Consider the following 18791-nt stretch of genomic DNA (forward strand, 5'->3'; position numbering starts at 1 on the left):
CTTGCAATGCCCGCTTCTCCGCTCCGCCTCGGCGTCAATGTCGACCATGTCGCGACCCTGCGTAACGCGCGCGGCGGCCGCAATCCCGATCCGGTGCGCGCCGCCCTGCTGGCGATCGAGGCCGGCGCCGACGGCATCACCGCGCATCTGCGCGAGGATCGCCGCCATATCCGCGACGAGGACATGGCGCGGCTGAAGGCCGAGATCTCCAAGCCGCTCAATTTCGAGATGGCGGCGACCGACGACATGATGCGCATCTCGCTCGCCACCAGGCCGCACGCGGTGTGCCTCGTGCCGGAGCGCCGGCAGGAGGTGACGACCGAGGGCGGACTGGATGTCGTCGGCCAGCACAATGCGCTCGCGCCCTACATCGCCCGGCTGAACGATGCCGGAATCCGCGTCTCGCTGTTCATCGCCGCGGACCCCGCGCAGATCGAGATGGCGGCGCGGCTGCGCGCGCCCGTGATCGAGATCCACACCGGCGCCTGGTGCGATGCCGTCGTCGACGGCCACACCGAGAAGGCCGACGCAGAGTGGAAGCGGATCGTGGCGGGTGCGAAGCTGGCGAAGGACGCGGGGCTGGAGGTTCACGCCGGCCACGGGCTCGACTATGCGACGGCGGAGACGATCGCAGCTCTGCCCGACATCATGGAGCTCAATATCGGCTACTACATGATCGGCGAGGCGCTGTTCGTCGGTCTCGCCGAGACGGTGCGCAGCATGCGCGCTGCGATGGACCGCGGCCGGAGCCGGGCATGATCATCGGCATCGGCTCCGACCTGATCGACATCACCCGCGTCGGCAAGGTGATCGAGCGCCATGGCGAACGCTTTCTCGACCGCATCTTCACCGCGGCCGAGCGGGCCAAGGCGGAGCGGCGCGCCAAGAACGAGAAGATGGTGGTGGCGACCTACGCCAAGCGCTTTGCCGCCAAGGAGGCCTGCTCGAAGGCGCTCGGCACCGGGATCAGGCGCGGCGTCTGGTGGCGCGACATGGGGGTGGTCAACCTGCCGGGTGGACGGCCGACCATGCAGCTGACCGGCGGCGCTCTGGCCCGGCTCCAGGCCCTGACGCCGGATGGCTTCGAGGCGCGGATCGACGTGTCGATTACCGATGACTGGCCGCTCGCACAGGCCTTCGTCATCATTTCGGCCGTTCCGCTGGCCAAGTCCTGACCGTTCCCAGGTCATTTTATAATTCTTGTTAAGAATCAATATCTTATGCAGTTTTGATGCGATCCTTGATTGCGTGGCCTCCGACAACCGTCTAAAAGTCCGCGGACGCAAATCAGGCTGGGCGAATTCGGCTTTACGCCGGAATTGGCCCTCATTATCAGAATCAGGACAATCTCCTTGGGCCGCGAAGCGATGGGCTGTTCGCGGGAGGAGGGCGCTCTGTGACCGCCGGCCGGAATTGAGAGAGCAATGAGCGTGACTTCGGGAACGAAAACTGAAAGCGGCGTCGGCGAAACGATCCGGGTCGTGATCCACGCTCTCCTGATCGCGCTCGTGATCCGCACCTTTCTGTTCCAGCCCTTCAACATCCCGTCCGGCTCGATGAAGGCGACGCTGCTGGTCGGCGACTATCTGTTCGTCTCGAAATATTCCTACGGCTATAGCCACTACTCGATCCCGTTCTCGCCGCCGCTGTTCTCGGGGCGGCTCTGGGGCTCGGACCCGAACCGCGGCGACATCGTCGTGTTTCGCTTGCCGAAGGACGATTCCACCGACTACATCAAGCGCGTGATCGGGCTTCCCGGCGACCGCGTCCAGATGAAGGACGGGCTGCTCTACATCAACGACACCCCGGTCGAGCGGCAGCGCATGAGCGAATATGTCGGCGAGGATCCGTGCGGCTCCGAAGGCGGCGGCATCTCCCGGGTGAAGCGCTGGAAGGAAACGCTGCCGAACGGCGTGTCCTATGAGACGCTGGACTGCGCCGACAACGGCTACATGGACACCACCAACGTCTACACCGTGCCGGCCGGCCATTTCTTCATGATGGGCGACAATCGCGACAATTCCACCGACAGCCGCTTCCTCGGCCAGGTCGGCTACGTGCCGCAGGAGAATTTGATCGGCCGAGCCCAGATGATCTTCTTCTCCATCGCCGAAGGCGAGCATGCCTGGATGTTCTGGCGCTGGCCGTGGGCGGTGCGCTGGAATCGCTTCTTCAAAATCGTCCGATGAAAGACGAAGCCAAGGACATCACGACCCAGCCGACCGAAGCGCAAGCCGCTCCTGACGGCGAAGCTGTGACCAAGACGCCTGCCAAGAAGAAGCGGGCGCGGAGCAGCAAGGCCAAGGGCACGGATGCGAACGCGGCGCTTGAGGCGCGCATCGGCCACAGCTTCGCCGACCCGAACCTGCTGATGCAGGGGATCACGCATGTCTCGGCGCTGAAATCCGGGCGCAAGCGCGGCGACAGCTATCAGCGGCTGGAATTCCTCGGCGACCACGTGCTCGGGCTCGTCGTGTCCGACATGCTCTACCACGCCTTCCCGAACGCCGACGAAGGCGAGCTGTCCAAGCGCCTTGCCGAACTCGTGCGCAAGGAGAGCTGTGCCGACGTCGCCAAGTCGCTCGGGCTGCTCGACGACATCAAGCTCGGTTCGGTCGGCCCCAGCGCCGACGCCCGCCTGCGCAAGAGCGTGCTCGGCGACATCTGCGAAGCCGTGATCGGCGCCATCTTCCTCGACGGCGGCCATGCGGCGGCGGCCGAATTCGTCAAGCGCAACTGGACCGAGCGCATGCACAAGCCGCGGCGTCCGTTGCGCGATCCCAAGACCGTGCTCCAGGAATGGGCGCAGGGGAAGGGCCTGCCGACGCCTGTTTACCGCGAGGTCGAGCGCACCGGCCCGCATCACGATCCGCAGTTCCGCGTCGCGGTGGACCTGCCGGGACTGGCGCCGGCGGAAGGTATCGGCGGCAGCAAGCGCGCGGCAGAGAAGGTGGCGGCCTCGGTGATGATCGAACGTGAAGGTGTTGGCGGCGGCAATGACGGTTGAAGCAAGCGGCGAGGCGCCCGCCGCGACGCGCTGCGGCTTCGTTGCGCTGATCGGCGCACCGAATGTCGGCAAGTCCACGCTGGTCAACGCGCTGGTCGGCGCCAAGGTCACGATCGTCTCGCGCAAGGTGCAGACCACGCGCGCGCTGATCCGCGGCATCGTCATCGAGAACAACGCGCAGATCATCCTGGTCGACACGCCCGGCATCTTCTCGCCGAAGCGCAGGCTCGACCGCGCCATGGTCTCGACCGCCTGGAGCGGGGCGCACGACGCTGATCTCGTCTGCGTGCTGCTCGACGCCAAGACCGGCATCGACGAGGAGGCCGAGGCGATCCTCGCCAAGGCGGCAAGCGTCAATCACGACAAGATCCTGGTGATCAACAAGGTCGACCTGGTCCAGCGCGAGAAGCTGCTGGCGCTGGCGCAGGCGGCCAACGAGCGCATGCCGTTCGCCAAGACCTTCATGATCGCGGCAATCTCCGGCGACGGCGTCGACGACCTCCGCTCGACGCTTGCCGAGATGGTGCCGCCGGGGCCGTTCCTCTATCCCGAGGACCAGATGTCGGACGCGCCGATGCGGCACTTGGCGGCCGAGATCACGCGCGAAAAGATCTATCGCAAGCTGCACCAGGAATTGCCCTACCAGTCCACGGTCGAGACCGACAAGTGGGAGGAGCGCAAGGACAAGTCGGTGCGCATCGAGCAGACGATCTTCGTCGAGCGCGAAAGCCAGCGCAAGATCGTGCTCGGCAAGGGCGGCGCCACCATCAAGTCGATCGGCGCGGACTCGCGCAAGGAGATTAGCGAGATCCTCGGCGTGCCGGTGCACCTGTTCCTGTTCGTCAAGGTGCGCGAGAACTGGGGCGACGATCCCGATCGCTATCGCGAGATGGGCCTGGAATTTCCCAAAGAATAAGCAAGAACAGATCGGTATCCGATGAGCGTGCCCACGAACGTCCGGCGCTTCGAAGCGCTGCTCTATGCGTCGTTGATGCTGGATGCGCTGTCGGTTGCGGTGCAGGACCGCACGCCCAATGCCGAGATGACCGAGCAGATGATCATGACGGCGACCCTGCTCGCCGGCGGCATGATCCTGCTGCTGGTCTATTTCGTCTGGCTGGCTGCGCATTGGCGCAAGAACTGGCCGCGCTGGGTGCTGGCCGCAGCCCTGGTGCTGTCGGTGATCTCGCTCGGCCAGATCATCGGCGAGAAGGGCATGGAGCTCGACAGCGCCATCGAGATCGTCTCCTGCGTGCTGACCACGATGGGCCTGTATTTCTCCTTCAGCGGCGACGCGCAGGGCTGGTTCAACGCGTGAGGTTTTGCGCGGTGCCGTAGGGTGGGTAAAGGTGCGCCCTTGCGCGCCGTGCCCACCACGATCGCGGTGGATCAAAATTGGTGGGCGCGCTTCGCTTTGGCCACCCGACGGTCGCTCAAAATGCTAGAGTCCCTTCAATGGAATGGACCGACGAAGGCATCGTGCTGGGGGTGCGGCGGCATGGCGAGAGCAGCGCCATCGTCGAACTGCTGACGCGCGCGCACGGCCGCCATCTCGGTCTCGTGCGCGGCGGTGCCGGCTCGCGGATGCGGCCCTTGCTGCAACCGGGCAACAGCGTTAGCGCGGTGTGGCGGGCGCGGCTCGACGAGCATCTCGGCACCTACGCGGTCGAGGGCCTGAAGCTGCGTGCGGCCACGCTGCTGGCCTCGTCCCACGGCGTCTACGGCGTCACCCATCTCGCCTCGATCGCGCGGCTCCTTCCCGAGCGCGATCCGCACGAGGAGATATTCGGGCTGCTCGAACATTCGCTCGACGATTTCGACGACATCGGCAGCGCGGCCGTACACGTGATCCATTTCGAGCTGGCGATGCTCGCCGAGCTCGGCTTCGGGCTCGCGCTGGACAACTGCGCGGTGACCGGGGAGACCACGGACCTTATCTACGTTTCGCCGAAATCCGGCGGCGCGGTGTCGCGCGGCGCGGGCGAGCCATGGCGCGACCGGCTGCTGCGCCTGCCGCCGTTCCTGCGCCACGGCGAAACCGCGACCGAGCTCACCGACCAGGATCTTCAGGACGGTTTTCGGCTGACCGGATTGTTCCTGCTGCGCCACGTGCTGGAGCCGCGCGGGCAGGTCCATTCCGACGCGCGGGCCGGCTTCATCAATGCCTTGACGCGGCAGCAGGCGAGGGCGGCGATCCCGGCGCCATGACGTCAGCGCGCCTCTGTATTGTCTGATCAGATGGCATGTCCCGGAACCAAATCGGGTTTCCTGGATTGGCCCGTGGGGTTCCAACCCGGGGATAAACCTGATGCTGATTAAGGGACTTATTGTGTCGGCAGCGCTGATTGCGCTGGCGCCGGACGCCCTCGCAGGCGAGCAAACAGGACTGGTTCGCCGTGCCTCCTGCACGGTCGTCAGGTTCTATGTAGCCAAATATTCGGCAGCAGCCGCAGAGGCATGGGCCCGGTCCAAGGGCGCGACGGAAGCAGAGATCGAGACTGCCCGGCGCTGCCTGACCAACGCGCCGACCACCACACAGGCCCAAAATCGCCAGGCCACCCAGACCGTGACCGCCGGCTGGGCGGGGCAGTAAGCCGCCCACAGGGAACCAATCCATCCTTGCCCGATTCGCTTCCACGGTTTAACCGGGCGGCATGGGAAAACGATTGATTCCGCCGGAACCGGCCGAAATCCATGAGGTGCCGCTGCGTGAGGCGCTGGAAGAGCGCTATCTCGCCTATGCGCTCTCCACCATCATGCACCGCGCGCTGCCGGACGCACGCGATGGCCTGAAGCCGGTGCACCGGCGCATCCTCTACGGCATGCGCCTGCTCAGGCTCGACCCCGGCACGGCCTTCAAGAAATCCGCCAAGATCGTCGGCGACGTGATGGGCTCGTTCCATCCGCATGGCGACCAGGCGATCTACGACGCCATGGTGCGGCTCGCGCAGGATTTCTCCTCGCGCTACCCGCTGGTCGACGGCCAAGGCAATTTCGGCAATATCGACGGCGATAACCCCGCCGCCTACCGCTACACCGAAGCGCGCATGACCGATGTCGCGCGGCTTCTGCTCGAGGGCATCGACGAGGACGGCGTTGAATTCCGTCCCAATTACGACGGCCAGTCGAAGGAGCCGATCGTCCTGCCCGGCGGCTTCCCGAACCTGCTCGCCAACGGCGCGCAGGGCATCGCGGTCGGCATGGCGACCTCGATCCCGCCGCACAATGCCGCCGAGCTCTGCGACGCGGCGCTGCATCTGATCGAGAAGCCCGACGCGAAATCCAAGGCGCTGCTGAAGTGGGTGAAGGGCCCGGACTTTCCGACCGGCGGCATCTGCGTCGATTCCAAGCAGGCGATCGCGGAGGCCTACACGACCGGCCGCGGCTCGTTCCGCGTCCGCGCCAGGTGGGAGCAGGAAGAGGGCGCACGCGGCACCTGGGTCGTCGTCGTCACCGAGATCCCCTTTCTGGTGCAGAAGTCGCGCCTGATCGAGAAGATCGCCGAGCTTCAGGATCAGAAGAAGCTGCCGCTGGTCGGCGATGTCAGGGACGAGTCGGCCGAAGACGTCCGCATCGTGATCGAGCCGAAGTCGAAGAACGTCGATCCGGCGCTGATGATGGAATCGCTGTTCCGGCTGACCGAGCTGGAAAACAAGATTCCGCTGAACCTCAACGTGCTGATCAAGGGCCGCATCCCCAAGGTCGTGGGGCTCGCGGAGTGCCTGCGCGAATGGCTCGACCATCTGCGCGACGTCCTGATCCGGCGCAGCAACTACCGCAAGGCGCAGATCGAGCATCGACTGGAAGTTCTCGGCGGCTTCCTGATCGCCTATCTGAACATCGACAAGGTGATCAAGATCATCCGCACCGAGGATGAGCCGAAGCCGGCGCTGATGAAGGCGTTCAAGCTCACCGAGGTGCAGGCTGAGGCCATCCTCAACATGCGGCTCCGCTCGTTGCGCAAGCTCGAGGAAATGGAGATCCGCACCGAGGATAAGAACCTCCGCAACGAGCTCAAGGGCATCAATGCGGTGCTCGCCTCGGAAGCCGAGCAGTGGAAGAAGGTCGGCGAGCAGGTCGGCAAGGTCCGCGACATGTTCGGGCCGAAGACGCCGCTCGGCAAGCGCCGCACCACCTTTGCCGATGCGCCCGAGCACGATCTCGCCGCGATCGAGGAGGCCTTCGTCGAGCGCGAGCCGGTGACGGTCGTCGTGTCCGACAAGGGCTGGATCCGCACCATGAAGGGGCATGTCGAGGATCTCTCGGGCCTTGCCTTCAAGCAGGACGACAGGCTCGGCTTCGCGTTCTTCGCGGAGACGACCTCGAAGCTGCTGCTGTTCGCCACCAACGGCAAGTTCTACTCGCTCGATGTCGCGAAACTTCCGGGCGGCCGCGGTCACGGCGAGCCGATCCGCCTGTTCATCGACCTCGAGCAGGAGGCGGCGCCCGTCGCGCTGTTCGTCAACAAGGGTGGACGCAAATTCCTGGTCGCGAGCCACGAGGGTCAGGGCTTTGTCGTCAACGAGGACGATTGCGTCGGCACTACCAAGAAGGGCAAGCAGGTCCTCAACGTCGACATGCCGAACGAGGCACGCACGGTCACCGAGGTGGTCGGCGACACCGTCGCGGTCATCGGCGAGAACCGCAAGATGCTGGTGTTCCCGCTCGACCAGATCCCGGAGATGGCCCGCGGCCGCGGCGTCCGCTTGCAGAAGTACAAGGACGGCGGTCTCTCCGACGTCGTCGTGTTCGACGCCAAGGCCGGCCTGACCTGGAAGGACTCCGCGGGCCGCGAATTCTCCGCGACCATGAAGGAGCTCGCGGAGTGGCAGGGCACCCGCGCCGACGCCGGCCGCCTGCCGCCGAAGGGTTTCCCGAAATCGAACAAGTTCGGCCGGGGGATCGAGTAGGGGCTGCGACTGCCTGCTACAACGCCGTGTCATGCCCCGCGAAGGCGGGGCATCCAGTACGCCGCAGCCTCTCGGCCGAACCACAATCGTCTCTGGAATACTGGATCGCCCGCCTTCGCGGGCGATGACACCGACGGTGTAGCCCGCAAACGCTTGGCAGATAGCCGTGAGCGCATACGTGCCTCCGTTGATCGGGCACGAACATTGCTTTTTCCTGGCGACTGCAAACGACAAGTCAAAAGGCAAATAAGCAACAATGTTCAAGCCAAAGTCATTCATTCCGGCGCTGTTCGCCCTCGCGCTGGTTGCCGGGCCCGCGCATGCAGCGGGCAATCTCGTCGCGGTGCTTGAGGCGGAGATCGTCACGCTCGATCCGCATTTCTCCACGGCCTATATTTCGCGCACGTTCGGCTACATGGTGTTCGACACGCTGTTTGCGAAGGATTCCAAAGGCGAGATCAAACCGCAGATGGTGCAGGACTGGAAGGTCTCGCCCGATGGCTTGACCTACAGCTTCACGCTGCGCGACGGCTTGAAGTGGCATGACGGCCAGCCGGTCACGGCGGCCGACTGCGTCGCATCGCTGCGCCGCTGGGGTACCCGCAGTGCGCTCGGCCGCCGCATCTTCGCGATCACGGCCTCGCTTGAGCCGACGGACGCCAAGACGTTCGTGCTGACGCTGAAGGAGCCGTCCGGCCTCGTCATCGACGCGCTCGGCAACCCCGTCAGCCCGGTCGCCTTCATGATGCCCGAGCGCATTGCCAAGACGCCCGGCGACCAGCGCATCACCGAGATCGTCGGCTCCGGCCCGTTCGTCTACAGCAAGGCCGATCACCGCACCGGCGACCGCATGATCCTGAAGAAGTTCGCCGACTATGTGCCGCGCCCCGAGCCCGCCGACTTCCTCGCCGGCGGCAAGCGCGTCAATGTCGACTCGCTCGAGATCCGCGTCATTCCGGACGGAGCGACCGCGGCTTCCGCGCTCCAGGCCGGCGAAGTCGATTTCATGCAGTACGCGCCGTTCGATCTGCTGCCGACGCTGGAGAAGAACTCCCGCGTGAAACTGCTCAATTTCACCGGCGGCAACATGTTCGCCGGCGCCTACCGCCTCAACGCGGCGTCGAAACCGTTCGACGATCCGGCGATCCGGCGCGTGCTGTGGAAGCTGGTCGACCAGCGCGAAGTGCTGGATGCGCTCGGCCTCGATGCCAAATACGCCACGCCCTGCGCGACCTTCTTCACCTGCGGCACCACCTATGACAGCAAGGCCGGCACGGAAGCCGCCGCAAAGCCGTCGATCGAAGCGGCGCGCGCCGCGCTGAAGGCGACGAAATATGCCGGCGAGCCCGTGATCGTCATGGAGGCGAACGACCTCGAAGCCCCGCGCGTCTCGGCGCAGGTGCTGGCCGAGCGGCTGAAGCAGGCCGGCTTCAACGTCGATCTCCAGGTGATGGACTGGGCGAGCGTGCTGGCGCGCCGTGCCAAGAAGGAGGGCTGGAGCGTCTATGGCGTTCACGCCGGCGGCTTCGATCTCGGCTCGCCGCTGACCAACGTCATGGTGGCGTTCAACTGTGCCGACTTCACCGGCTGGCAATGCGATGCGCGCATCACGCCACTCATGGAAGCCTTCGCCAAGGCGCCTGCCGAGGAGGATCGCAAGACAATCGCGGCCGAGATTCAGACGGTGATGTACGATCAGGCGCCCGGGATTCCCTGGGGCCAGTTCGCCCAGCCGGCGCTTTATCGCGCGACGCTGCGCAATCTGATACCGTCCGCCATCCCGGTGTTCTGGAACGTTGAGAAATAGCGCGATGTACGATGTCATTGTTGTCGGCGGCGGCTCCGCCGGCGCCGCTGTTGCGGCGCGGCTCTCCGAGGATCCCGCAAGGCGCGTGCTGCTGCTCGAAGCGGGTCTCGACTGGCGCGCTGATGAAGCGCCGTGGGAAGTGAAGACGCCCAATCCGATCCCGATCATCCACAAGCGCGAGTACCAGGAAAAATGGCAGTGGCCTGATCTGCTGACGCGCCGCGTGGCGGGGCAGGAGCCGCGCTTCTATTGGCGCGGCAAGGGGCTGGGCGGCTCGTCGATGATGAACGGCCAGATCGCGATCCGCGGCGTTGCTGACGCCTTCGACGAATGGGCGGCCAATGGTTGCACCGGCTGGTCGGCGAAAGAGGTGATGCCGCTGTTCTCGGTGATCGAGGACGACATGGAATTCGGCCACACCGAGGGACATGGACGCGGCGGCCCGCTGCCGGTCTATCGCGCGCCACCTGAGAAATGGGGCCCGATCGATCGCGGCTTGCGCGATGCGGCGCTGGCCAGCGGCTATCCCTGGTGCGCCGACGTCAACGGCCCTGACGGCGAGGGTGTCGCCTGTTATCCCATCAACAGCCGCGACAGCCGCCGCATCACGACCAATGAGGGGTATCTCGAGCCCGCGCGCGGCCGAGCCAATCTGGAGATCCGCGGTCATGCGCTGGTCGATCGTGTGCTGATCAGCGACGGCCGCGCGACCGGCGTCCGCGTCCTCATCGAGGGGCAGGGCACGAGCGACATCGGTGCGCGCCAGATCGTGCTGTGCGCCGGCGCGATCCACAGTCCGGCGATCCTGCTGCGCTCGGGCATCGGCCCGGCCGAGGAACTGAAGGCGATGGGGATCGCCGTCGCGCGCGATCTGCCGGTCGGCCGCCACTTCTTCGACCACCCGCTGTTTCGCGCCACGATCCAGCTCCGCGAAAACCTGCGGCCGACCGATCCGGACACTCGCCACACCAATTGCTGCGTGACCTATTCCTCGGGCCTCGCCAATGGCGGCAAGCGCGACATGATCCTGATTGCGTTCAACCATCGCGGCATCGGCGTGCCCGGGGCGATCGGCGCCGGGCTGTTCAACGCCTATTCTCGCGGAACGCTCAAGCTCGCCTCGACCGACCCCAGTATCGATCCCGTTGTCGAGGAGAACATGCTGGCCGATCCCCGGGACATGCTGCGCATGATGGATGCGGTGAAGCGGCTCGCGGTGATTACGTCCCAGCCGGCGCTTTCCGGCATCGCCGACTGGATCCGGTTGACCGACACGGATCTGACCTTGCCGCAAGCCGCGGCCTTGCCGGATCACGAACTCGACGCCCTGCTGCGCCGTGAGACCGGCGACATCCAGCACGCCGCCGGCAGCTGCCGCATGAGCGGCGTCAACGACGCCGATGGCGTCGTCAACCCTGATGGCACGGTGAAGGGCATCGCGGGCTTGCGCGTCGCCGATGCATCGATCATGCCGTCGGACTGCCGGGCCAACACCCACTTCACGACGGTGGTGATCGGGGAAGCGATCGCGCGGATGATGATGCGGTAGTTGTCACAATACAGGTGTCATGCCCCGCGAAGGCGGGGCATCCAGTACTCCGAGGCACCAGTGGGTTCGCACAATGTCCGCCGCGCAGTACTGGATCGCCCGCCTTCGCGGGCGATGACAGTGAGAGTGGGGCTAGACTTGCCGTCGTGCCAATACACGTTTCAAACAGCGGGCGAGCGTTCGCATTCTCGCGGCGGATATCACCCGAGTTTTGCTTCTCGCGCGTCCTCGCAGAGACAAGGGCGCAGGGAAGGCCGGGCGCCGGCTGGCACCCGCAAGTCCGTGCGCCACAAAAAATGCACACGGGGTGGACTACAGGTCTCGCCGGATCGCCCGGCCTTCCCTGCGCGAATGGTTTTAACGGTGTCCTTCGTGCTCTCCCCGGGGAGCGATGCACTATTGCCCCCGTCGCCTCACGGATGGCTGATGCGCGCGTCCGGTCGGACCGCAACATCACCGCAAGACTTGACGCACAGACCCCGGGCGTCAGGACCACACGACTTCTCCGTCCGCGCACGTCTTCGCTGGGAATCCGAGAGGTGGCGTGTGCTCGCTCCCGAAGCCATGCGAAGACGCTGTCAGCGCCAGGTCGTATGCGCAAGAGCCATTGCTCACGGTGTCCCGCCCTGCAATGCCGATCGCGCCCGACGCCGTCGCGTCCATCGCTGCCCGGCCTGCGGTTCGTGACGATCGCGATCCGCCCCTTGTCTCAGGCCAGGGTGTTTCGCATGTACGACAAATCCGAATTTCGGTAAAGTGGAATATTTTCGGGGCCGGAGCTTGACACGTCGTGAGATCACGCGGCGCGGCTGTATTGCCCGACAGGCAATCGTCGGCGGGGGCGTAGGTGACGAGCTTTCGGCCAGAGGGCGATGAAATGGCATACGGTCTTTGGATTTTTGCAATAGGACCGTTTGCAATCTCATTCAGATGAGTAAGGCCACCGCTGTTTTTCCGCGCGTTATTCCGCTCCTGGCCCTTAGCGGAGCCTTCGCGATACAGTGCTCTACGGCAGCTTTTGACCCAACTGAGACATGAAAGGGACGCTTAAGCTTGAGTTGCACAGTCGCGTCAGATCCGATTGCCCCAGAACCTATGTAACAATACGTAGTCCCATTCTTTCTTGATGCGGCCGTCACAATAGTTAGGTAGCGTGGCTTTATCGTCGGCCTGCCCGGCTACCGATGACTGTGAGCAGAAGACTCGCGCCCTCGACTCAGCGTGAGCCCCTATGCCCAAAAACTCTCCGCGCCCGATCTGCCCGAAATGCGGCAAGCCGATGCACTTCGTGATCGTCAAAACAGGCGGTCGCAAGTTTCGGTGTATTAAGTGCGATGACATCGACCCAATGCAGATCCCAGAAGTTCAAGCATGGACCAAAAGCGAATTGCACCCGCCGAAAACGACATGATTTGGCCGACCGATGCAATATCAAAAAATAGAATACACGATAGTTCAAGCCGCCAATCCTTTTGGCTGGAAATGGTCGTTTGAGCGAGAAGGCCGCCCGCCGAAAACTGGCACTTCATGTGATCGTGCAGGGGCAGTTTTTGCCGCCGAATGGGCGATCAAGCAAGCTCTCAAAGAGAAACGCTATTCAAAATAAGATCGGCGGAGTTGGCCGACTTCTCGGATGTCGCCTGTTGGCCCGTCGCTTCCGTCGACGCGATGAAGCTGCATGTCGGCTCGTAAAAGGCTGCGGCCGAGCGCCAAGCCGACGCTTCGCAACCTGCTGGTGGAAGAAGAGGCCAAGCTTGCCAATTGGCATAAGAAAAAACCGAAGTGGTAGGGCTCGCGGGGAGTGAGCAATTTTGCTCAGACGCGACGATGCGGATATGCAATTCGTGCCACACTGGGGTTTTGCAAACCCACCCGGGGCTGGGAAGCCGCTGCCCGCGACACAGATTAAGCGGGCGGCGCTTTTTCCATGGAGTAAGGCCGCCTCGGTTCGAAGCCTCCTTCAATTGACGGCGAACATGTCGCCTTCTGGCCCTTAGCGACCCTTCGAGGCGCCCCGTGTCGAAGTCTGCTGTTGATCCAGACCGGACCAGGCACCCAAATCCCTAATTGACGCCAGCTTATCCCGGTCCTTGAATGCTTCCGGGAGGGCCTAATGGAGGAACGCCTGCCCGCAGATTTCTGCGGCACTGCTTCGCGAGCGGCCGATCTTCACGCTGTCGGCTTCGAAGGTCGAGGTCCGCCGATGCGCATGGAGGTCTTAGCCATGAGGATTTCTTCAGCGCTTTTCGCCCTTTCGCTGACGTCGCTTGCTTCAGCGGGTGCGCCTGCACAAGGCCAAGACGGCCCGCCAGCATGGGCCTATCCGGTAAACCCGCCGAATTTCCAACGCGCCCCCGACGACGGTACGATCCGGCGAGTCCCCGACAGCGCCGCCGGTTTTACGCTCACGCAACTGCGCGATCTGTTCGCCGCTCCCGACTGGCACCCGGAAGACCATCCGGCGATGCCTGAGATCGTCGCAAAGGGGAGAACGCCTGACGTGTTCGCGTGCGGCGTCTGCCACAGGGCAGACGGACCGGGCGGCCCTGAGAATGCCAGCCTGTCTGGCTTCTCCGCGGAATACATCATCCAGCAAACGGTGGAGTTCAAGACGGGCCTGCGCATGAATTCGGTGCCCCGCGTCGCCACCGACCTGATGATCAAGACGTCCAAGGCCATCACCGATCAGGAACTCAAGGAGGCTGCGAACTATTTTGCGTCAATCAAGCCGAGATCGAACATTGCGGTCGTAGAGACCGACACCGTCCCGAAGACACATGTCAGGGACTTGTTCCTGGCGCCGATGGACGGCGGCGAGAAAGAGCCCATCGGCCAGCGCATCATCGAGATTCCGGAAAACGTGGAACACTTTCTCAGCCGGGACTCGCGCGCTCGTTTCATCGCCTATGTCCCGGTTGGCAGCATTAAGAAAGGGCGGGCGTTGGCGGCGAGCAGCGACCTCCGCGTCCAGTGCGCCGCCTGTCATGGTGCCGACCTCAAAGGGACTGCCGTGGCGCCAGGGATTGCGGCCCGTTCGCCCACGTACATGTTCCGTCAGCTTTACGACTTCAAGTCGGGCGCGCGGAAGGGCGCCAATAGCGACGTCATGAAACCGGCTGTTGAAAACCTCGGCATCGACGACATGATCGCGCTGGTCGCCTACACGGCGTCGCTCATGCCTTGACGTTTCCAGGCTGCTCGTACACGCCCTAGATCACCCCCACCAGCCGCAGCGCCACGCCTGCGGCGCAGCTCCCCGCCAGCACTGTGAGCATGCCGAGCTTGAAGCGGAAGATCGCGGTTGCGGCTGCGACCGACAGCACGAGCGCTGGAATGTCGACGCTGGTCAGCACCGGCATGTCGAAGTTCAGCGGGAAGGCGTGCACCGGTACGGTCTCGCGGAACAGCGTGTGCAGCGCGAACCAGATCGAGAGGTTGAGGATCACGCCGACGACGGCGGCAGTGATCGCGCCGAGCGCGCCGGCAAGGCCGGTGTTGCCGCGCAGGCGCTCGATATAGGGGGCGCCGACGAAGATCCAGAGGAAGCAGGGCGTGAACGTGACCCAGGTCGCGAGCAGGCCGCCAAGCGTTGCCGCCAGCATCGGCGACAGGCCGCTTGGATCGCGATAGGCCGCCATGAAGCCCACGAACTGGAGCACCATGATCAGCGGACCCGGCGTGGTCTCGGCCATGCCGAGGCCGTCGAGCATCTCGTGCGGCTTCAGCCAGTGATAATGCTCGACCGCCTGCTGGGCGACATAGGCCAGCACCGCGTAGGCGCCGCCGAAGGTGACGAGCGCCATCTTCGAGAAGAACAGGGCGATCTGGCTGAACACGTTGGCCTGGCCGAGCGCGGCGAGCAGGGCAACTACCGGCACCAGCCACAGCGCAAGCCACAGCGCGCCCACGCGGATCGCGCGGCCGGTGTCGGGTTTGATGTGATCGGGCACGGCGTCGCCGAGCATGCTGTCGATCACGGCGCTGCTGCCGCCATGACCGTGACCGGCCGGAGCAAATTCCGGACGGCCCTGTCTGGCGCCGATATATCCGATCAGGCCGGCGGCGATGATGATGATCGGGAAGGGGACTGCGAAGAAGAAGATCGCGACGAAGGCGATAGCCGCGAGCGCGATCATGATGCGGTTCTTCAGCGCGCGCTTGCCGACGCGCACCACGGCCTCGACGACGACGGCGAGCACGGCGGCCTTCAGGCCGAAGAACAGCGCCTCGACGAAGCTGACATTCCCGAAAGCCGCGTAGATGTAGCTGAGGGCCATGATGGCGATGATGCCGGGCAGGATGAAGAGCCCGCCCGCCATCAGCCCGCCGGCGGTGCGATGCATCAGCCAGCCGACATAGGTCGCAAGCTGCTGCGCCTCCGGCCCCGGCAGCAGCATGCAGTAGTTCAGCGCATGCAGGAAGCGGCCTTCGGAGATCCACTTCTTTTCTTCGACCAGGATGCGGTGCATCACCGCGATCTGGCCCGCGGGCCCGCCAAAGCTCAGGCAGGCGACGCGCAGCCAGACGCGGAAAGCTTCATTGAAGCTGATGCCGTGACCGGCATCAGCTCCTGATTGAACGTTACGGGTATCCATTACGCCTTCACTTTGTTGGTCGGCCAGTTGTGGGTCTCAGCCGTGGCGTCGCGGCACCAGCGGTAAAAGGCGTCGTAGAGCAGCAAGCCGGCCTCGAGCTGTTCGAGGTCGTCGTCATACATCCGCGACAGCCCGAGCGACGCCGCGAGCAGTCCGGGGGCCTCCGGCGCCAGATCAGGCCGCGCGGTGTCGGCGCCGCGCACCAGCGTTGCGAGCCGGAGCAGGGCCGGGGTGGCGATCCCGAACTCCTCGATCATGACGTCGAAGGTGCAGAGCTCGCCGCGGTGGCTCCAGAACACGTTCTCGATGTCGAACGGGGCTGCATTGAACCGCTCGCCGACCGCGACCACTTCGGACGGCGCCACATACAGGAACACCGCGTTGGGATCGACGAAGCGGCGGATCAGCCAGGGGCAGGCGATACGGTCGACCTTCGGCCGCGCCCGGGTCACCCAGACGGTGCGTCCCTTGGCGTCGCGGGGCGGCAGCTTGCGGGTGTCGAGGAGCGGCAGCTTGGCCTCCTTCCAGCCCTCGAAACCGCCGTCGAGCGTCTCGGCCTGAACGCCAAGCTGGCGGAGCCAGGCCGCGGTGCCCTGCGCAAGCTTGGCGCCGCGCAGGCAGGAGACGATGACGGAGCGGCCCGCGAAGGCGGCGCCCCAGTCGGGAACGTTCTCGTGGCTGAGCCTGATGGAGCCGGGGATCAGCCGCCGGTCGGCGGCAAAGTCCTCCTCGGTCCGCACGTCGATCAGGACAGGAGCGTTGGCCGTGCCGATCAGGCGCGCCAATTTATCGGATGATATGGTCGTGAATGTAGACATGATGCGTCCTCGCATAAACCAAACGGGACGCGATACTTGGGCATGTCGCCTCGTGGGGAGATCGCTCAAATCCCCATGAGCCGCATTACAACGAAACCGCGCCAAGCTGTCAACCGCCGGTTTTGCCGCTAATGAGCGTTAGAAAGATGTGCTGCCGGGGCCTATATTGGCCCCTTGCGGATTCTGTTTTCCGGAGAGTTGAGCCGATGCATTCCCATTCCATCGAGCAATGGACCCATGACCACGCTTTCCTGGGCGAGAAGCACGACGAGAACGAGCGGCGCACCTGGCTCGTGGTGGTCCTGACGCTGGTCATGATGGTCGGCGAGATCGTCGCCGGCTCGCTGTTCGGCTCGATGGCGCTGCTCGCCGACGGCTGGCACATGGGCACGCACGCAGCCGCGCTCGGCATTGCCGCGTTCGCCTACCGCTTCGCGCGCCGGCACCTGGGCAATGCGCATTTCACCTTCGGCACCGGCAAGTTCGGCGATCTCGCCGCCTTCTCCAGCGCGATCATCCTCGGCCTGATCGCGGTCGAGATCGCCTATGAGAGCGTGCTGCGGCTCTTCACGCCGGTGCCGATCGTCTATGGCGAGGCGATCGCGGTCGCTGCGCTCGGCCTTTGCGTTAACCTCGCCAGCGCGTGGCTGCTGCGCGGCAGCCACGATCATCACCATCACGGCCATGACCACGGCCATGCGCATGATGAACACGACGATCATGACCATCACCACCATCGTCATCACGACAACAATCTCCGCGCCGCCTATGTCCACGTCATGGCGGATGCCGCGACCTCGTTACTCGCGATCGGCGCGCTCGCGGTGGCGATGTATTCGGGATGGGTCTGGGCCGATCCGGCCGTCGGCCTGATCGGCAGCGTCGTGATCGCGAGCTGGGCGTTCGGCCTGATCAAGAGCTCTGGCGCGGTGCTGCTCGACGTGCGCGCCGACGAGAAGCTGGAGCGGGTGATCCGGGCACGCATGGAGGTCGGCGAGGATCGCGTCACCGACCTGCATCTCTGGCAGGTCGGCCCCGGCCATTGTGCCGTGCTGGTGTCCGTGGTGTCGGACAAGCCGAAGCAGCCGGCCGTCTACAAGAAGCGGCTCGCCGGGCTGAAGGGCCTCAGCCACGTCACGGTCGAGGTCGAGACCTGCCCGCACTGACGTGATCGGCGGGAGCGGAATTCTGCGGCGCGGCCGGGGTTGATCCTCGGTTGTAGCTTCCCAAACGCTTGCCAAGGAGGACCAAGGATGACGTCCAGGATCAAGCTTGCTTTTGCCGCCGCCGCTCTCGCCTTGTTCAGTCATGCAGCGATGGCCCAATCGGAAAAGCCCGGCGTCGAAAGGCTCTACGTCCTCAATTGCGGTGAGGGAACCGCCGGCGACATCTCGCGCTGGACGCCCGGTTTGAACGAGGGCAAGTCGATGGACTTCGTCGACAGCTGCTATCTCGTCAAGCATGCCAAGGGCTGGTTCCTGTGGGACACCGGCATCGCCGATTCCGTCGCCGCCATGCCCAATGGGCTGGTGCCCGCCGATCCCAAGGCCGTGACCTGGCGGCGGCCGAAGACGCTTGCCGCCCAGCTCGAACAGCTCGGCGTCAAGCCCGACGACGTCAAGGCGATGGCCGTTTCCCACACCCATCCCGACCACTCCGGCAATGTCGAGCTGTTCCCGCAGGCCGTGCTCTACGTGCAGAAGGCCGAATATGACTGGCCCGGCGCCAACAACGAGCCGCGCTTCAAGCCTTCGCATCCCGTCGAGCAGCTCGCGGGTGACAAGGACGTGTTCGGCGATGGCAGCGTGACCATCCTGTCGACGCCCGGCCATACGCCGGGACACCAGTCGCTGCTGGTGAAGTTGCCGAAGACCGGTGCGGTGATCCTGTCCGGCGATGCCGTGCACTTCAGGGATAATTGGGATAACCGCCGCGTGCCCAGCATGAACGTCAACAAGGACCAGAGCGCGGCCTCGATGCAGAAGATCGCCGATACGCTCTCCAGGGAGAAGGCGCAGCTCTGGATCAATCACGACAAGGCCCAGCGCGACAGCCAGAAGATGGCTCCGGAGTTCTACGACTAGCTTCTCCTACCCGCTTGCTGC

General features: G+C 64.6%; 17 protein-coding genes. 15 read left to right on the forward strand and 2 right to left on the reverse strand.

All coding sequences use genetic code 11. The annotated features are described in order from the left end of the window. The first annotated feature begins 6 nt into the window (after positions 1-6). The 13 genes from AB5K84_RS20870 (at position 7) to AB5K84_RS20930 (ending at position 14457) form a co-directional block, all read left to right on the forward strand. Positions 7-759 carry a pyridoxine 5'-phosphate synthase gene (locus AB5K84_RS20870; RefSeq protein WP_011087825.1) on the forward strand — a complete coding sequence of 251 codons (753 nt, stop codon included), beginning with the start codon at positions 7-9 and terminating at the stop codon, positions 757-759. Further along, a complete protein-coding gene (gene acpS, locus AB5K84_RS20875; RefSeq protein ID WP_011087824.1) occupies positions 756-1175 on the forward strand; it encodes a holo-ACP synthase in 420 nt (139 codons plus the stop codon). Before AB5K84_RS20870 ends, acpS begins: the two co-directional genes overlap by 4 nt. A 249-nt stretch (positions 1176-1424) precedes the next feature. Then, positions 1425-2189 (forward strand): signal peptidase I, encoded by a 765-nt coding sequence (lepB, locus tag AB5K84_RS20880; protein WP_011087823.1) that lies wholly within the window; start codon positions 1425-1427, stop codon positions 2187-2189. Then, positions 2186-3007: a ribonuclease III gene (gene rnc, locus AB5K84_RS20885; RefSeq protein ID WP_011087822.1), complete on the forward strand. Its 822-nt coding sequence runs from the start codon at positions 2186-2188 to the stop codon at positions 3005-3007. Before lepB ends, rnc begins: the two co-directional genes overlap by 4 nt. Further along, positions 2997-3923: a GTPase Era gene (era, locus tag AB5K84_RS20890; RefSeq protein ID WP_011087821.1), complete on the forward strand. Its 927-nt coding sequence runs from the start codon at positions 2997-2999 to the stop codon at positions 3921-3923. The genes rnc and era overlap by 11 nt, the downstream gene beginning before the upstream one ends. A gap of 21 nt (positions 3924-3944) precedes the next feature. Further along, positions 3945-4325, forward strand: a complete 381-nt coding sequence (locus AB5K84_RS20895; RefSeq protein ID WP_011087820.1) for a hypothetical protein — start codon at positions 3945-3947, stop codon at positions 4323-4325. 137 nt (positions 4326-4462) lie between these two features. After that, positions 4463-5215, forward strand: coding sequence for a DNA repair protein RecO (gene recO / locus AB5K84_RS20900; protein WP_011087819.1), 753 nt, complete (start codon positions 4463-4465; stop codon positions 5213-5215). 100 nt (positions 5216-5315) lie between these two features. Then, positions 5316-5600 (forward strand): hypothetical protein, encoded by a 285-nt coding sequence (locus AB5K84_RS20905; protein ID WP_028171610.1) that lies wholly within the window; start codon positions 5316-5318, stop codon positions 5598-5600. 61 nt (positions 5601-5661) lie between these two features. Continuing rightward, positions 5662-7917 (forward strand): DNA topoisomerase IV subunit A, encoded by a 2256-nt coding sequence (gene parC, locus AB5K84_RS20910; protein WP_011087818.1) that lies wholly within the window; start codon positions 5662-5664, stop codon positions 7915-7917. A gap of 256 nt (positions 7918-8173) precedes the next feature. After that, positions 8174-9724 (forward strand): ABC transporter substrate-binding protein, encoded by a 1551-nt coding sequence (locus tag AB5K84_RS20915; protein ID WP_011087817.1) that lies wholly within the window; start codon positions 8174-8176, stop codon positions 9722-9724. Positions 9725-9728: 4 nt separating this feature from the next. Beyond that, positions 9729-11273 carry a GMC family oxidoreductase gene (locus AB5K84_RS20920; RefSeq protein ID WP_011087816.1) on the forward strand — a complete coding sequence of 515 codons (1545 nt, stop codon included), beginning with the start codon at positions 9729-9731 and terminating at the stop codon, positions 11271-11273. A gap of 1423 nt (positions 11274-12696) precedes the next feature. Continuing rightward, entirely contained in the window at positions 12697-12879 is a 183-nt protein-coding gene (locus tag AB5K84_RS20925) for a hypothetical protein (protein WP_162494116.1), read from the forward strand. 507 nt (positions 12880-13386) lie between these two features. Next, entirely contained in the window at positions 13387-14457 is a 1071-nt protein-coding gene (locus AB5K84_RS20930) for a c-type cytochrome (RefSeq protein WP_011087814.1), read from the forward strand. A gap of 25 nt (positions 14458-14482) precedes the next feature. Here AB5K84_RS20930 and chrA read toward each other — a convergent pair whose 3' ends face one another. Beyond that, positions 14483-15868 carry a chromate efflux transporter gene (gene chrA / locus AB5K84_RS20935; protein WP_011087813.1) on the reverse strand — a complete coding sequence of 462 codons (1386 nt, stop codon included), beginning with the start codon at positions 15866-15868 and terminating at the stop codon, positions 14483-14485. Further along, entirely contained in the window at positions 15868-16686 is an 819-nt protein-coding gene (locus tag AB5K84_RS20940) for a chromate resistance protein ChrB domain-containing protein (protein ID WP_028171619.1), read from the reverse strand. Before AB5K84_RS20940 ends, chrA begins: the two co-directional genes overlap by 1 nt. Before the next feature lie 206 nt (positions 16687-16892). On the opposite strand from AB5K84_RS20940, the gene dmeF reads away from it, so the two are divergent. Beyond that, positions 16893-17852: a CDF family Co(II)/Ni(II) efflux transporter DmeF gene (gene dmeF, locus AB5K84_RS20945; protein ID WP_028171620.1), complete on the forward strand. Its 960-nt coding sequence runs from the start codon at positions 16893-16895 to the stop codon at positions 17850-17852. A gap of 87 nt (positions 17853-17939) precedes the next feature. Next, positions 17940-18770 (forward strand): N-acyl homoserine lactonase family protein, encoded by an 831-nt coding sequence (locus AB5K84_RS20950; protein WP_011087810.1) that lies wholly within the window; start codon positions 17940-17942, stop codon positions 18768-18770. The last annotated feature ends 21 nt before the right edge of the window (positions 18771-18791 follow it).

It is taken from the genome of Bradyrhizobium sp. 1200_D9_N1_1 (genome assembly GCF_052075915.1).
GTDB classification, from domain to species: domain Bacteria; phylum Pseudomonadota; class Alphaproteobacteria; order Rhizobiales; family Xanthobacteraceae; genus Bradyrhizobium; species Bradyrhizobium diazoefficiens.

What these genes read in the sequence shown, in the direction of transcription:
- lepB (WP_011087823.1), top strand. Translation starts at nt 1,425, where the DNA reads ATGAGCGTGACTTCGGGAACGAAAACTGAAAGCGGCGTCGGCGAAACG.
- AB5K84_RS20930 (WP_011087814.1), top strand. Translation starts at nt 13,387, where the DNA reads ATGGAGGAACGCCTGCCCGCAGATTTCTGCGGCACTGCTTCGCGAGCG.
- rnc (WP_011087822.1), top strand. Translation starts at nt 2,186, where the DNA reads ATGAAAGACGAAGCCAAGGACATCACGACCCAGCCGACCGAAGCGCAA.
- AB5K84_RS20905 (WP_028171610.1), top strand. Translation starts at nt 5,316, where the DNA reads ATGCTGATTAAGGGACTTATTGTGTCGGCAGCGCTGATTGCGCTGGCG.
- AB5K84_RS20950 (WP_011087810.1), top strand. Translation starts at nt 17,940, where the DNA reads ATGACGTCCAGGATCAAGCTTGCTTTTGCCGCCGCCGCTCTCGCCTTG.
- AB5K84_RS20940 (WP_028171619.1), bottom strand. Translation starts at nt 16,686, where the DNA reads ATGTCTACATTCACGACCATATCATCCGATAAATTGGCGCGCCTGATC.
- AB5K84_RS20925 (WP_162494116.1), top strand. Translation starts at nt 12,697, where the DNA reads ATGCAATATCAAAAAATAGAATACACGATAGTTCAAGCCGCCAATCCT.
- AB5K84_RS20915 (WP_011087817.1), top strand. Translation starts at nt 8,174, where the DNA reads ATGTTCAAGCCAAAGTCATTCATTCCGGCGCTGTTCGCCCTCGCGCTG.
- era (WP_011087821.1), top strand. Translation starts at nt 2,997, where the DNA reads ATGACGGTTGAAGCAAGCGGCGAGGCGCCCGCCGCGACGCGCTGCGGC.
- dmeF (WP_028171620.1), top strand. Translation starts at nt 16,893, where the DNA reads ATGCATTCCCATTCCATCGAGCAATGGACCCATGACCACGCTTTCCTG.
- AB5K84_RS20920 (WP_011087816.1), top strand. Translation starts at nt 9,729, where the DNA reads ATGTACGATGTCATTGTTGTCGGCGGCGGCTCCGCCGGCGCCGCTGTT.
- AB5K84_RS20870 (WP_011087825.1), top strand. Translation starts at nt 7, where the DNA reads ATGCCCGCTTCTCCGCTCCGCCTCGGCGTCAATGTCGACCATGTCGCG.
- acpS (WP_011087824.1), top strand. Translation starts at nt 756, where the DNA reads ATGATCATCGGCATCGGCTCCGACCTGATCGACATCACCCGCGTCGGC.
- recO (WP_011087819.1), top strand. Translation starts at nt 4,463, where the DNA reads ATGGAATGGACCGACGAAGGCATCGTGCTGGGGGTGCGGCGGCATGGC.
- AB5K84_RS20895 (WP_011087820.1), top strand. Translation starts at nt 3,945, where the DNA reads ATGAGCGTGCCCACGAACGTCCGGCGCTTCGAAGCGCTGCTCTATGCG.
- chrA (WP_011087813.1), bottom strand. Translation starts at nt 15,868, where the DNA reads ATGGATACCCGTAACGTTCAATCAGGAGCTGATGCCGGTCACGGCATC.
- parC (WP_011087818.1), top strand. Translation starts at nt 5,662, where the DNA reads ATGGGAAAACGATTGATTCCGCCGGAACCGGCCGAAATCCATGAGGTG.